The 14,259-nt window shown below is 66.3% G+C and carries 14 protein-coding genes and 1 tRNA gene; 12 read left to right on the forward strand and 3 right to left on the reverse strand.

Features of this window, described 5'->3' with window-relative positions; all coding sequences use genetic code 11:
* Positions 1–109: 109 nt before the first annotated feature.
* From D3874_RS07935 to D3874_RS07970, 8 genes are all read left to right on the forward strand, one after another.
* On the forward strand, positions 110–658 hold the full coding sequence (locus D3874_RS07935; RefSeq protein WP_119777602.1) for a ubiquinol-cytochrome C chaperone family protein: 549 nt from the start codon (positions 110–112) through the stop codon (positions 656–658).
* Positions 655–1,215, forward strand: coding sequence for a YceD family protein (locus D3874_RS07940; protein ID WP_119777603.1), 561 nt, complete (start codon positions 655–657; stop codon positions 1,213–1,215). The genes D3874_RS07935 and D3874_RS07940 overlap by 4 nt, the downstream gene beginning before the upstream one ends.
* A 74-nt stretch (positions 1,216–1,289) precedes the next feature.
* Positions 1,290–1,475 carry a 50S ribosomal protein L32 gene (gene rpmF, locus D3874_RS07945; RefSeq protein WP_119777604.1) on the forward strand — a complete coding sequence of 62 codons (186 nt, stop codon included), beginning with the start codon at positions 1,290–1,292 and terminating at the stop codon, positions 1,473–1,475.
* Between the two features lie 19 nt (positions 1,476–1,494).
* Positions 1,495–2,568, forward strand: a complete 1,074-nt coding sequence (plsX, locus tag D3874_RS07950; RefSeq protein WP_233559872.1) for a phosphate acyltransferase PlsX — start codon at positions 1,495–1,497, stop codon at positions 2,566–2,568.
* On the forward strand, positions 2,565–3,554 hold the full coding sequence (locus D3874_RS07955) for a beta-ketoacyl-ACP synthase III (RefSeq protein ID WP_119777605.1): 990 nt from the start codon (positions 2,565–2,567) through the stop codon (positions 3,552–3,554). The genes plsX and D3874_RS07955 overlap by 4 nt, the downstream gene beginning before the upstream one ends.
* 77 nt (positions 3,555–3,631) lie before the next feature.
* Positions 3,632–3,967: an integration host factor subunit alpha gene (locus D3874_RS07960; RefSeq protein ID WP_119777606.1), complete on the forward strand. Its 336-nt coding sequence runs from the start codon at positions 3,632–3,634 to the stop codon at positions 3,965–3,967.
* A gap of 6 nt (positions 3,968–3,973) precedes the next feature.
* Positions 3,974–4,528 carry a MerR family transcriptional regulator gene (locus tag D3874_RS07965; RefSeq protein ID WP_119777607.1) on the forward strand — a complete coding sequence of 185 codons (555 nt, stop codon included), beginning with the start codon at positions 3,974–3,976 and terminating at the stop codon, positions 4,526–4,528.
* A 103-nt stretch (positions 4,529–4,631) separates the two neighbouring features.
* Positions 4,632–4,708 (forward strand) — tRNA-Pro (locus D3874_RS07970).
* 146 nt (positions 4,709–4,854) lie between these two features.
* On the opposite strand, the gene D3874_RS07975 is transcribed toward D3874_RS07970, so the two are convergent.
* The 3 genes from D3874_RS07975 to D3874_RS07985 all read right to left on the reverse strand — a co-directional run bounded on the left by D3874_RS07975 (position 4,855) and on the right by D3874_RS07985 (position 5,787).
* Positions 4,855–5,187 carry a type II toxin-antitoxin system RelE/ParE family toxin gene (locus D3874_RS07975; RefSeq protein ID WP_119777608.1) on the reverse strand — a complete coding sequence of 111 codons (333 nt, stop codon included), beginning with the start codon at positions 5,185–5,187 and terminating at the stop codon, positions 4,855–4,857.
* Positions 5,188–5,202: 15 nt separating this feature from the next.
* On the reverse strand, positions 5,203–5,481 hold the full coding sequence (locus D3874_RS07980) for a hypothetical protein (protein WP_147385567.1): 279 nt from the start codon (positions 5,479–5,481) through the stop codon (positions 5,203–5,205).
* Positions 5,482–5,571: 90 nt separating this feature from the next.
* Entirely contained in the window at positions 5,572–5,787 is a 216-nt protein-coding gene (locus D3874_RS07985; protein ID WP_147385568.1) for a hypothetical protein, read from the reverse strand.
* Positions 5,788–6,013: 226 nt separating this feature from the next.
* Between D3874_RS07985 and D3874_RS07990 the strand changes: the two genes are divergently transcribed.
* From D3874_RS07990 to D3874_RS27890, 4 genes are all read left to right on the forward strand, one after another.
* On the forward strand, positions 6,014–8,023 hold the full coding sequence (locus tag D3874_RS07990) for a PhoX family protein (RefSeq protein WP_119777611.1): 2,010 nt from the start codon (positions 6,014–6,016) through the stop codon (positions 8,021–8,023).
* 171 nt (positions 8,024–8,194) lie between these two features.
* Positions 8,195–10,198, forward strand: coding sequence for a PhoX family protein (locus tag D3874_RS07995; RefSeq protein ID WP_119777612.1), 2,004 nt, complete (start codon positions 8,195–8,197; stop codon positions 10,196–10,198).
* Positions 10,199–10,417: 219 nt separating this feature from the next.
* Complete coding sequence (locus tag D3874_RS08000; RefSeq protein ID WP_158595893.1) at positions 10,418–13,588, forward strand: ExeM/NucH family extracellular endonuclease; 3,171 nt, start codon at positions 10,418–10,420, stop codon at positions 13,586–13,588.
* The gene (locus D3874_RS27890; protein ID WP_147385569.1) at positions 13,522–14,259 is read left to right on the forward strand and encodes a calcium-binding protein; all 738 of its coding nucleotides are present in this window, start codon (positions 13,522–13,524) and stop codon (positions 14,257–14,259) included. Before D3874_RS08000 ends, D3874_RS27890 begins: the two co-directional genes overlap by 67 nt.

The following is a 14,259-nucleotide window of genomic DNA, read 5'->3' on the forward strand; positions in this document are numbered from 1 at the left end:
CAGCGCCCCATGCGATATGAAGAAAGACGTGGCACCTTGTCATTGCGCCACAGACCTGTCAATTCGACGGCGAACCAGCCAAAGACGAAAAGACGAGGTGCCTATCAACATGTTCGCAAGCCTGTTTCGCCGGCAGGATGCGCGGGTCGCCGCGACGCTGTACGCCGCCGCGGTGAACCGGGCGCGGGCGCCTGTCTTCTACCGCGATCTGGGGATCGCCGACACCCTGGACGGTCGCTTCGACATGGTCACCCTGCAGGTGGTCTTGCTGCTGCACCGCTTCAAAGGCGCGGCCGATCCGCGCATCGGTCGGCTTTCCCAGGGGGTTTTCGACACCATGTTCGCCGACATGGACCGCTCGCTGCGGGAAATGAGCATCGGCGACGATGGGGTCAAGCACCGGGTGAAGAAGATGGGCCAGGCCTTCTACGGCCGCCTCAATGCCTATGACGCCGCCCTGGCCGATGCCGGGGAGGATTCCCTGATCGAGGCATTGCAGCGTAATCTCTACCGTGGGCGCGCAGTGGCGCCGGCCGCACTGGCGGCCATGGCGGCCGATGTCCGGGCCCAGGCCGCGGCCCTGGCCGCCGCCCCGCTCGACGTTTTCGTGGCCGGCACGCTGCCGTCCGCGCCCTTGCCTCAGGAAGTGCCGGCATGACCGCTGCAGAACAGACCGAATTTCCCAGGCCCCTGCGGGTCGAAAGCGTCGGCGCGCGCGGCCGCGTCGAGAAACTGGCCGCCACCCCCGCGGAATGTGCCCTGCTGGCCGCGCGATTCGACATCCTCTCGGTCGAATCGCTGGCCGCGGAGATCGAGGTCAGGCCCCATCGGCGCGACGGCCTGGCCCTGTCGGGGCGGCTGGTCGCCGATGTGACCCAGGCCTGCATCATCTCGCTGGAGCCGGTGCCGGAGCATATCGAGGTCGCCTTCGAGCGGGTCTTCGAGCCGGGTGCGGCGGATCCCGACGAGAATTTCTCGGTCGACGACCTGTTCGATCCCGAGGCCCAGGACCCGCCCGAGCCGCTGATCGGCGGCATGGTCGACCTGGGCGAACTGGTGGCCGAAGAGCTGGCGTTGTCGCTCGATCCCTATCCCCGGGCGCCGGGCGCCGAGATTCCGGCCGCCTACCGGGCCGAGGACGAGGCTATAGCCAGCGACGAGGCGCAGACCACCCATCGCCCCTTCAGCGTGCTCAAGGGTGGCCGAGAGACTTGAGTTCAAGAACTTTCCGTGTATGTTCGTGCCCTTCCTGGGCGGGGCCTGTCCCCGTAACCTGAACGAGTTGAAAAATGGCTGTTCCTAAGAAACGTACGTCGAGCTCGCGCCGCAACATGCGCCGCAGTCATCTGGCCCTGACCCCGGTTGCCTCCAACGAGTGCCCGAACTGCGGCGAGCTGAAGCTGCCGCACCATGTTTGCGGCGCTTGCGGGTTTTATGACGGCCGCGAGGTCGTCGCCGCGACCACGACGGCCTGACGCCGACTGAGAACGGGGCATGGCGACCATGTCCCCGCTCACCGTCGCTATCGACGCCATGGGGGGCGACCATGCCCCCGATGTGCTGATCGGTGGCGCGGCGATTGCCCGTGAGCGCTATCCGCAGCTCCGCTTCGTCTTTTTCGGTGACGCGGCCAAGGTCGAGCCTTTGATCAAGGCCCAGCCCCTGCTGATCGACTGCAGCGAGCTGGTCCACACCGCCACGCAGATTTCGCCCGACGAAAAGCCCAGCGTGGCCATGCGGCGCGGCAAGGGCACGTCCATGTGGCTGGCCTGCGAAGCGGTGCGCGACGGCAAGGCCCAGGCCGCGGTCAGCGCCGGCAATACCGGCGCCCTGATGGCCGTGGCCATGCTGCTGCTGCGCACCTCGCCCGCCATCAACCGCCCGGCCATCGCCTCGTTCCTGCCCACCGTGCGCGGCGAATCGGTGATGCTGGACCTTGGTGCCAACGTCGGCTGCGACGAGCGCAACCTGGTCGAATTCGCCTTCATGGGTGCCGCCTTCGCCCGCCTGTCCTTAGGCCTGGCCAAGCCGCGGGTCGCCCTGCTGAACATCGGCACCGAGGATCTGAAGGGCAACGAGGCCGTGCGCGGCGCAGCGCAGATCCTGCGCGAGACGCCCGATCTGCCGTTCGAGTTCACCGGCTTCGTCGAAGGCAATGGCATTGCCCAGGGCGAGGCCGACGTCATCGTCTCCGACGGCTTTGCCGGCAATATCGCGCTCAAGACCCAGGAGGGCACGGCCCGCCTGGTCTCGGCCTATCTGGCCGCGACCTTCCGCCGCTCGATCTGGTCCAGGCTCGCCTACCTGCTGGCCCGCCCGGCCTTGCAGGCCCTGCGCGAGCGCCTCGATCCCAATCGCTACAATGGCGGCGCCCTGCTGGGGCTGAACGGCCTGGTGGTGAAAAGCCACGGCGGCACCAATGCCGTGGGTTTCGCCGCCGCCATCGCCATCGCGGCGGATCTGGCGCTGGGCAACTTCACCACGAAAATTCTCGATGATCTCAAACGGATAGCACCCGCGACGGCCCCCGAAGCGGTGGTGCCCGCCGAGGTGACGGTTCAATCATGACATCTGTTGGTGGCGTAACCCGGTCGCTGCTGATCGGCAGCGGTGCCTACCTTCCCGAACGCATCCTGTCCAACGCGGAACTGGCCGCGATGGTCGATACCGACGATGCCTGGATCACCGCCCGCACCGGCATCAGGCAGCGCCATATCGCGGCCGAGGGCGAATGCACCTCCGACCTCGCCATTGCCGCGTCGCGCCGGGCGCTGGAGGCGGCCGGGCGCGAGCCCAAGGACATCGACCTGATCGTCCTGGCCACGGCGACGCCCGACTATACCTTTCCCGCCACCGCGGCGACGGTCCAGGCCAGCCTGGGGGTGCGCAAAGGCGCGGCCTTCGACATTCAGGCGGTCTGCTCGGGCTTCGTCTATGCCATGGCCGTGGCCGACAATTTCATCAAGGCAGGCCAGCACAAGCGGGCCCTGGTGATCGGGGCCGAGACTTTCTCGCGCATTCTCGACTGGCAGGACCGCACCACCTGCGTCCTATTCGGCGACGGCGCCGGCGCCGTGGTGCTGGAGGCCGGCAAGGGGGCCGGGACCAGCGCCGATCGCGGCGTGCTGACCACCCACCTGCACACCGATGGGCGCCATCACGACCTGCTCTATGTCGATGGCGGCCCGTCCAAGACCCAGACGGTCGGCCATCTGCGCATGGCCGGGCGCGAGGTGTTCCGCCATGCCGTGGTGAACCTGGCCGAGGTGGTGGGCGAAGCCCTGGCGGCCACCGGCCTGACCCCGGCCGACCTCGACTGGATCGTGCCGCATCAGGCCAACCTGCGCATTATCGACGGCACGGCGCGCAAGCTGGGGCTCGACTTGTCCAAGGTGGTGGTGACGGTCGATCGCCATGGCAATACCTCGGCGGCGTCGGTGCCGCTCGCCCTGGCCGAAGCGATGGCCGACGGCCGGATCAAACCGGGGCAATTGGTGCTGCTGGAGGCCATGGGCGGTGGCTTCACCTGGGGCTCGTGCTTGGTCCGAATCTGAAAAGCCCGGCCTATCCCATTGATATTGACGGATTTATGACCTGATACTAGGCTTAGCCGTCGGACCTTGGGGGAAGCATGGCGACCACCACCATCACGCGTGCCCATCTCAGCGAGGCCGTCTATCAAGAGGTCGGCCTTTCGCGCAATGAATCGGCCGAACTGGTCGAGTCCGTCCTTGATGCCATTGCCGACAGCCTGGTGCATGGCGAGACCGTCAAGATTTCCTCCTTCGGCACCTTCACCGTGCGCCAGAAGGGCGGGCGGGTCGGGCGCAACCCCAAGACCGGCGAGGAAGTGCCGATCGAGCCGCGCCGGGTGCTGGTGTTCCGGCCGTCCCATGTCCTCAAGGATCACATCAACGTGGGCTTGGCTGGTGGCGCCGCCAAGGCAGCGCCCAAGGATCAGGGCTAAGCGCCGGTGGGTGACCGGGCGCTCGACAGCGGTGATCTTCCCCGCGGTGCCGCCAAGCATCCCGGCGCCTTTCGCACCATTTCCGAAGTTGCCGTCGAACTCGACGTGCCGCAGCACGTGCTGCGCTTCTGGGAAACCAAGTTTCCCCAGATCAAGCCGCTGAAGCGGGGCGGGGGGCGGCGCTACTACCGGCCCGAGGATGTTGCCCTGCTCAAGGGCATCCGCCACCTGCTCTACAGCGACGGCTATACGATCAAGGGCGTGCAGAAGGTGCTGCGCGAGAACGGTGCCCAGGCGGTGATCGCCGTGGCCAAGCCGCTGGCCGAGCGTCTGGCCGACCATCGCACGCCGCCGCCCATCGTCACCCTGTCGCCGTCCCAGGTGCAGGAGGATGTGGCGGACGAATCGCCCGACGAGTCGGCGCTGCCCGGCGGGCCCGAGGGCACCGATGCCGACGACGCAGCCCCCGATACGCCCGACGATCTGCGCGCCCTGGTGCGCGACCTGCGCGCCGAACTGGCCGCGATACGGGCAATTTTGGCTGGAAAATCAAAGAATTAGGGGTGGCGGGCGCGGCCTCGAGAAATAGCCTACAGCGGCGTTGCCCAGCGCAGCCGATGCGGCTATAGTCCGCCGCCTCGCAGGTCTTTTGGCCTGTGACTGACGGGCAATAGCGCAGCCTGGTAGCGCATCAGTCTGGGGGACTGAGGGTCGTCGGTTCAAATCCGGCTTGCCCGACCATCAAGAAAGCTAACGCTTTCAAGCACTTAGGGCCTTCCGAAAGGGAGGCCCTTTTTGCTTCTCAAGGCCGTTTGGCTCGCTATCGCTCTCGCCAGACTTAGGTGCGGCGAGTGCCGGCCGCGTTGGCATATGTGCGCTGTGCCTAATCATCTTTCCGATGGGTGGAAAGTGATGTTGGGGATGTCGCGGACGCTGTCGACGATCGCGTTTACGACGAGGTGGTTCTCGTCTTCTATGTCTTCATAAACCACCCACCATCGCATCACGACGGCGAAACGAAGGACTTTCCCATTGGGGAGGGTGCGCCGTTTCGGCTTGGAATCGGTGCTCGGGTTGATCGCGAGAAGCTTCACTTTGCGCAGGATGACGGCGATTTTATCCGCCGCAACGAGCGGGCCGTTGTTGTCGCGAATGCGGGCTTCAATTCGGACAAGGTCCGCCCGCGCTTCTGGCAGATACGTAACTCGACGGTCAGCCATATAACCGAAAAGTGCTCAGGAGTGGGCGGCGCGACGGCGCAGGTCTTCCATGATGACGGCAGCGGTTTCGTCGGCTGTGCCCGTGAGGCATTCGCCTCGGGCAAGGGCCGCGTATCCCTCAAGGGAACGCTGTTCGAGAGCCGGCCAATTCCGGGCGAGCCAAGCATCCAGATCGGCCTCGGTCGCCTCAGGACCAAGGTCGCCTTCAATCATGCCGGCGTCCACGCGCTCCTCGAGTTCGTTGAGCCTTGCCCGTAGTTCGGCAATTTCCTGTTTGATGGTGGTCATGCTCATGGCCCTGATCATACCCCCGCCAAGTTCGCGTCAAATTAGATGGGGGTGGCATGAATTCAAATCCGGCTTGCCCGACCACGTAACCGCCATTCAGCGAATGTCGATGGCCAGGGCGTGCAGCCGTGATTTCACCTGGTCGTCGCGCTCGGCCGGATCGGTCAGGGCATAGATCGCCGCCCGCCGGATCTCGGCCGTCGAGGCGCCGGGGTCGGCCTGGCGGGCGCGCTCGAGAATCTGGCCGCTGCCGCAGCCGGAGCGGGCGGCAGCCTCCACGACACGGGATAGGGTGACGATACGAGGGTCCATGAAGTCATCCTGAACGGCGCGCGTGACTCTATACCATGAGGGCCATTGGTATAGGTCCAATTCTCACGGCCCGGCGAGACACACCGTCGCCGGTACGCCGATACCGAAAGCGGCGAGCAAGGGCACCTTCATCAGAGTTTTGCCGATCCGTCACGGCATTGTCGCGTACCCGATATGTAATCCTGATCGCTTGGCCTCGCCGAGGCCGTGGGGTAGGGGGTGAGACATGTCGGATTACGATATCGAGAAACTGCGTCACCGTAGCCTGTCGTCCAGCAATACCTTCGAGGGGATGGTCGAGGCCAACCTCAACCGCCGCGGCTTCCTGAAGGGCGCCGGCGCGGCTGCCGTCACCGCCGCCGCGGGGGGCGCGCTCCTGAACATCGGCGTGCCGACCGACGCCCATGCCGTGACCGGCTTTGTCGCCGTGGCCGAGACCACGGCCGACACCGTCACCCTGCCGCCCGGCTATGTCTTCAATGCCCTGCTGACCTGGGGCGATCCGCTGTTCGAGGGCGACGCCCTCTGGGGCAACGGCGCCGGTGAGATCAACGGCGGCAACCTGACCGCGGCCGAGCAGGCCCGTCGCGTCGGTTTCAACCACGACATGCTGGCCCTGTTCGCCAACCCCTTCGGCTCGCCCGCCAGCGCCGGCGGCCAGCCGCATGCCGCCTATATCGCGGCCTTCAACAACGAATATACCGAGCCGGTGCGCATGTTCCCCGGCTTCGTCGCCGCGAACCCGACGCGCAACCAGATCGACACCGAAATCAATGCCAGCGGCATCACCGTCGCCGGTATCCGCCTGGTCGGCAACGTCTGGGGCCAGGACCGCACCATGCGCGTGGGCGACGTGCCCGAGGGCGCGCTGGTTGCCCGCCGCATCACCGGGCGCACCCGCTTCCTGCTGGACGGCCCGGCCAAGGACGATCCGCGCCTGTCCGGCCCGGTGGACGGCACCTTCAGCAACTGCGCCGGCGGCTTCACGCCCTGGGGCACCTATCTGTCGGCCGAAGAGAACTTCAACTTCAACTTCGCCAACCTGAGCGGCGTGCCGGCCGGCCAGACCAAAACCACGCACCAGATCTTCGGCATGCCCAACGGCGCCTCGGGCACCCTGTGGGAGCGGGTCTACGATCGCTTCGACTTGACCAAGATGCCCAACGAAGGCTTCAAGCAGGGCTGGATCCTGGAACTGGACCCCTATGATCCCACCCGGCGCCCGGTGAAGCACACGGCGATCGGCCGCGTGAAACACGAGTGCGCCACGGTCGTGGTGCAATATCCCGCGGGCCAGACCAAGGGCAAGGTCGCACTCTATTCCGGCGACGACGAGCGCTTCGACTATGTCTACAAGTTCGTCACCGACGGCACCTTCGATCGCGAAAACCCGCGCGCCAAGGCCCACTTCTCGCTGCTGTCGGCCGGCACGCTCTACGTCGGCAAGTTCAACGCCGACGGCACCGGCCAGTGGCTGCCGGTGACCCATGCCAATGTCGACAGCCTGGCGCCGGGCGCGTTCGCCGATCAGGCCGACATCTGCATCCGCACCCGCGAAGCGGCCGACGTGCTGGGCGCCACCCCGATGGACCGCCCGGAAGACGTCGAGGCGCCCCATGACCCGCTGACCTTCGCCGGCACCGGCAAGGTCTTCATGGTATGCACCAACAACAGCAACCGTGGCGGTTCCGCGACCGCGGCCAACCGCGCCAACGGCACGGTGCGTTCCTCGGCGGTCGACGCGGCCAACCCCCGCGCCAACAACCGCACGGGCCATATCGTGCAGATCAACGAAGACGGCAACGATCACACCGCGACCACCTTCACCTGGCAGTTCTACCTGCTGGCGGGTGATCCCAAGGCGGCGGCCGGGGCGGTCGGCGATGTCAAGGACTCGTTCTTCGGCGACCGCTTCGGCTCGCCCGACAACATCACCTTCGACAATCGTGGCCTGCTGTGGATCGCGACCGACGGCAACCCGGCCAGCTATCCCTGCAACGACCAGGTGCTGTGCACGGAAATCGCCGGCAACGGCAAGGTCCGCGTGAAGCGCTTCCTGGTCGGCCCTGCCGGCTGCGAGATCTGCGGTCCGCTGTTCTCGCCCGATAACACGACCTTCTTCTGCAACGTTCAGCACCCGGGCGAGAATGTCGCCAGCTCCTTCCCCAACGGCACCGGTCCGCGGCCCAGCATGGTCGCGGTTCGCCGGGCCGACGGCGGCATCGTCGGGACCTGAGGGACTTGACCTAAGCGACGGCAGGGCAGGGCAATCCTGCCCTGCCGTCAGCGCGGGCGAGCTTCACTAGAGATTTTCCGTTCTGTAACCGTAGTGTCGTCAAGCCGATATGTAATCCCGATCGCCTGAATCGATGCCCGCCGAGGGAGTCGAGCAACAAGGGGTTGGGATATGTCCGATTACGATGCCGAGGCTCTGCGCAAGCGCAGCCTCTCCTCCAGCAATACTTTCGAAGGGATGGTCGACGCCCATCTCAGCCGCCGCGGCTTCCTGGTCGGTGCCGTTGCCGCGACCGCTGCTGCCTCGTCGGTTCTGACCGTCGGTTTCCCGACGGAAGCCCTGGCCGCGACCGGCTTCGTCGCCGTCGCCGAAACCAAGGCCGACACGATTACCGTCCCGACCGGCTACGGCTTCAACACGCTGCTGGCCTGGGGCGACCCGCTGTTCTCGGGCGACGCTGCCTGGGGCACCGGCGCCGGCGAAGTGAACGGCACCAACCTGACCGCCGATCAGCAGGAACGTCGCGTCGGCTTCAACCACGACATGCTGGCCCTGTTCGCCAACCCGATCGGTTCGCCGGCCAGCGCGGGCGGCCAGCCGCACGGCGCCTATATCGCGGCCTTCAATCAGGAATACACCACCGGCACCGACATGTTCCCCGGCTACAGCGCGGCTTCGGCCTCGCGCAACACCGTGGATGTGGAAATCGCCGCCCACGGCATCACCATCGCCGGCATCCGCCTCGTCGGCGGCACCTGGACCCATGACGTCGGCATGCGCGTCGGCGATGTCGCCGAAGGCGCGCTGGTCGCCCGCCGCATCACCGGCAACACCCGCTTCACCTTGGACGGCCCGGCCAAGGACGATCCCCGCCTGGCGGGTGCCGTCGCCGGCACCTTCAACAACTGCGCCGGCGGCTTCACGCCCTGGGGCACCTATCTGTCGGCCGAAGAGAACTTCAACCAGTACTTCGCCAACCTCAGCACCCTGCCGGCCGGCACGACCAAGGCCAACTACCAGATCCTGGGCATGAGCAACGGCGCCACGTCGCGCCGCTGGGAAAAGTACCACGATCGCTTCGACCTGGCGAAGATGCCCAACGAAGGCTTCAAGTACGGCTGGATCATCGAGGTCGACCCCTACGACCCGACCCGCCGCCCGGTGAAGCACACCGCCCTGGGCCGCTTCAAGCACGAGTGCGCCACCATCGTCGTGCAGTACCCGACGGGTGCCGCCAAGGGCAAGGTCGTGGCCTATTCGGGTGACGACCAGCAGTTCGACTATGTCTACAAGTTCGTCACCGACGGCACCTTCGACCGCGAAACCCCGCGCGCCAAGGCCCACTTCTCGCTGCTGTCGGCCGGCACGCTCTACACGGCGAAGTTCAATGCCGATGGCACGGGCGAGTGGCTGCCGCTCACCCACGCCAATGTCGACAGCAAGGCCGCCGGCGCCTTCGCCGACCAGGCCGACATCTGCATCCGCACCCGCGAAGCCGCGGACGTGCTGGGCGCCACCCCGATGGACCGCCCGGAAGACGTCGAAGCCCCGCACGATCCGGTGACCTTTGCCGGCACGGGCAAGGTCTTCGTGGTCTGCACCAACAACAGCAACCGCGGCGGCTCGGCCACGGCGGCCAATCGCCCGGGCACCGGCACCGTCCGCTCGTCGGCGGCTGATGCGGCCAACCCGCGCAACAACAACCGCACGGGTCACATCGTGCAGATCACCGAGGACGGCAACGACCACACCTCGACCACCTTCACCTGGTCGCTCTACCTGCTGGCAGGTGACCCGAAGGCGGCCAGCGGCGCGGTCGGCGATGTCAAGGACACGTTCTTCGGCGACCGTTTCGGCTCGCCCGACAACATCACCTTCGACAACCGCGGCCTGCTGTGGATCGCGACCGACGGCAACCCGAACAGCTTCGCCAGCAATGACCAGGTCCTGTGCACGGAAATCGCCGGCAACGGCAAGGTCCGCGTGAAGCGCTTCCTGGTCGGCCCGTTCGGCTGCGAGGTCTGCGGCCCGCTGTTCTCGCCCGACAACACGACCTTCTTCTGCAACATCCAGCATCCGGGCGAAGACGGCCAGGCCAGCACCTTCCCGAATGGCCAGAAGCGTCCGGTCATGGTCGCCGTGCGCCGCACCGACGGCGGCATCATCGGGAGCTGATCGTCCCGGCAATCAATAGCGAAGGGCCCGGTGGCGACACCGGGCCCTTTGTTTTTTTGGTTGCTGCCGAGGCGCGAATCTACCGGCACAATTTCGTCGGAAATAAGCAACCGTCCGGTCACGCCCCTGTAAACACCCGCTGCCAGCATCGCGCGGATTCGAGGGGCCCATTCCGGCCCCCGGCCAATCGACGTTTGTTGTAATCGGGGGCGCTTCATCATGTCGACCGTCTATCACGACCTCAGTTCCGGCGCCTTGCAGCAGGACTGGAGCAATGCCGGCCAGATCACGGCCAACGACGACTGGTCGGGCGTGCCCAGCATCCAGGGCTTCCTGGGCGACATCGATGCCGGCAGCCCGACGGCGGTCGACCCGCGCACCCTGACCGGCGCCAGCTCGGGCGCGGTCGACGTGATCGCCAACCAGACCGCGCCCAACACCCTGAGCAACGGCGGCGTGGCCGAATTCGCCATCACCGACCCGACCATCGCCCTCAACGGCTCGGGCACCGCCGATGCGCCGGCCATCGTGCTGTATCTCGATGCGACCGGTCAGCAGGATGTCCGCGTCCAGTTCAATGCCCGTGACATCGACGGCTCGGCCGACAATGCCGCGCAGCCCATCGCCGTCCAGTACCGCATCGGCGACAGCGGCACCTGGACCAATGTCACCGGCGGCTACAATGCCGACGTGACCACGGCGAACACCGCGACCCAGACCACCGCCTTCGACGTGACCCTGCCCAGCGACGCCGACGGCCAGTCGCAGATCCAGGTCCGCATCCTGACCACCAATGCGGCCGGCAACGACGAATGGGTCGGCATCGACGACATCAACGTCTCCAGCGATCCCCTGACCGGCAGCGACACCACCGTGTCGATCAGTGATGCGACGATCACGGAAAACGATTCGGGCACCCAGACCCTGAACTTCACCGTGACGCGCAGCGATGCGGACGGCGCCTTCTCGATCGATTACGACACGACGGACGGCACGGCCGCGGCGGGCAGCGATTATGTCGCCGGCAACGGCACCCTGAACTTCACCGCCGGCGGCGCCCTGACCCAGCAGGTCTCGATCACCATCAACGGCGACGACGACATCGAGGCGAACGAGACCTTCACGGTCGACCTGTCCAACATCATCAACACCACGGGCACGGCGGTCGTCGGCGACGGCACCGCCACCGGCACGATCACCAACGACGATGTCGCCCTGACCCTGATCTCGACCATCCAGGGCGCCGGCAGTGCCAGCACCATGGTCGGCCAGACGGTGACGATCGAGGCGATCGTGGTCGGCGACTTCCAGAACGGCGACGCCGACACCGGCCGCAACCTGAACGGCTTCTACCTCCAGGAAGAAGGCGCCGACTGGGACGCCAACGCGCTGACCTCGGAAGGCATCTTCGTCTTCCAGGGCGCCACCGATGTGCAACTGGGCGACCGGGTGCAGGTCACCGGCACGATCAGCGAATATTTCGGCCTGACCGAGTTCACCGCCACCAGCGTCAACGTGGTTGAGGCCGGCGCGGTTGCCGATGTGCAGGATCTCGCGGTCGAGATCGACCTGCCCGGTGCCGCAGTCACCCTCAACCAGGATGGCGACTATCAGCCCGACCTCGAGGCCTATGAGGGCATGCTGGTCAAGCTGCCCGATACCCTGACCATCACCGAGCAGTTCAACCTTGACCGCTTCAATGAGATCAAGCTGGTCGAGGGCGAGCGTCCGGCCAGCTTCACCCAGGACAACGCCCCCGACCAGGCAGGCTACCAGGCGCATCTGGAAGAACTGGGCAGCCACACCATCACCTATGACGACGGCCTGAACACCCAGAACCAGCCTATCAGCAACCTGGACGGCTTTGCCGGCTACGACACCGACAGCGCCCCGCGCATGGGCGACACCGTGACCGGCCTGACCGGCGTGCTCGATTACCAGTGGGCCGGTGCCTCGGCCAGCGGTGCCACTTGGCGCATCCGCTCGGTCGAGAACGGCGACAACACTTTCGTCTCCTCGGGTCCCCGCGAGGACAGCCCGGCCGACACCGGCGGCACGCTCACGGTCTGCAGCCTGAACGTGTTGAATTACTTCGCGACCCTGGACGACGGTTCGATGACCGCCAACGGCCTGGAGCCGCGCGGCGCCAACGACGCAACCGAATTCACCCGCCAGACCGACAAGCTGATCACCGCGCTGGTGGATATCGACGCCGACCTGTTCAGCCTGGTCGAACTCGAAAACAACTTCCTCCCCGGTGCCTCGGGCAACTCGCTTGAATACCTGTGCAACCAACTCAATGCCGAGCTGGGCAGCGACATCTATGACTGGGTGAACCCCGGCACGCAGTTCGTCGGCGGCGACGCGATCGCGCCGGGCTTCCTCTACAAGACGGATACTCTGCAGGTTTCTACCGGCACCACTGTCGAAACCCTGAGCGACAGCGACCTGCCCGGTCTCGGTCTCGGCAACCTGCTGACCGAGAGCACCATCGGCCATGTTTTTGACGGCGAAAACACCAGCCGTCACTCGCTGGCGGTGACCTTCACCGAGCTTGCGACGGGCGGCGAGTTCACCGCCGTTGCCAACCACCTGAAGTCCAAGAGCGGGGCCGGCACCGGCGAGGATGCCGACCAGTTGGACGGCCAGGGCGGCTGGTCGCAGCAGCGCGAACTGGCGGCAGAGGCCCTGGCCGCCTGGATCGCCAGCGATCCCACCAACTCTGGCGATGACGATGTCCTGCTGCTGGGCGATTTCAACGCCTATGCCATGGAAGATGCCATCGCCATTCTCGAGGCGGCGGGTTATTTCAACCAGGCCCAGCCGGGCGACCATTCCTATGTCTTCGACGGCCAGACCGGCACGCTCGACTACGTCTTCGCCAACGCCGACCTGGACGGCCAGATCACCGGCGCCACCAAGTGGCACATCAACTCCGACGAAGCCGACGCGCTCGACTACAACCTCGACTTCGGCCGCGACCCGGCGATCTACGATGGCACCAGCCCGGTGCGCGTCTCCGACCATGACCCGGTGATCGTCGGCATTGACCTGGCCGAATACACCATCCCGACCGCCGGCAGCGACGCCATCACGGCGACCACGGGCAACGACACGATCAACGCCCTGGGCGGCAACGACATTGTCCATGCCCTGGACGGCGACGACATCCTGACCGGCGGCCTGGGCGCCGACCAACTGTTCGGCGAGGGCGGCAACGACACCTTCGTCATCGTGCCGACGCCCTATGACGGCGCCGACCTCTATGACGGCGGCACGGCAGCGACACGCTGGACTTCAGCGCGGCGACCAGCCGGGTCACCGTGGTCCTGCCCGACAGCGGCCCGCTCGGCCTGGGCGCTGACACCATCACCAGCATCGAGAACCTGATCGGTGGCAGCGGCAACGACGTGTTCCGCGGCAACGCGGTGGCCAATTCCCTGCGTGGCAACGCCGGCGCGGATGCGCTCGTCGGCAACGACGGCGACGACCTGCTGCTGGGCGATGCCGGCGATGACCGGCTGGACGGCGGCCTGGGGGCCGACGAGGTGTCCGGCGGTGCCGACCACGACACGCTCTATGGTCGCCAGGGCAACGACCTGCTCGACGGCGGCGACGGCGATGACCTGCTCTACGGTGCGCAGGACAACGACGAGCTGGTCGGCGGCGCGGGCGTTGACACGCTCGATGGCAACTCCGGCAACGACGTGCTGGTGGGCGGCCTCGGTGCCGACCTCCTGAAGGGCGGCCAGGGCCTCGACCAGTTCGTCTTCGATACGTTCGACAGCATCGATACGATCAGCGACTTCGCGGTTCGCGGCAGCGTTCAGGACCAGATCGTCCTGGCCAAGTCCAGCTTCACGGGCTTTGCCGGCGCCACAGCGCAGGACCTGTTCACCGGCGGCTTCCTGCGCACCCAGGCGGCCGGTACCACGACCGACCTGCAGGTCGACCTGGACGGCGGCGGCGACGACTACGTCACCTTCGCCAACTTCAATGGCAGCCTGACCGATGCGGTGATCGCCAGCCACACCCTGCTGGTCGACAGCTTCCTGGTCTGA

Origin of the sequence: Oleomonas cavernae (assembly GCF_003590945.1) — a bacterium.
Taxonomy (GTDB): domain Bacteria; phylum Pseudomonadota; class Alphaproteobacteria; order Zavarziniales; family Zavarziniaceae; genus Zavarzinia; species Zavarzinia cavernae.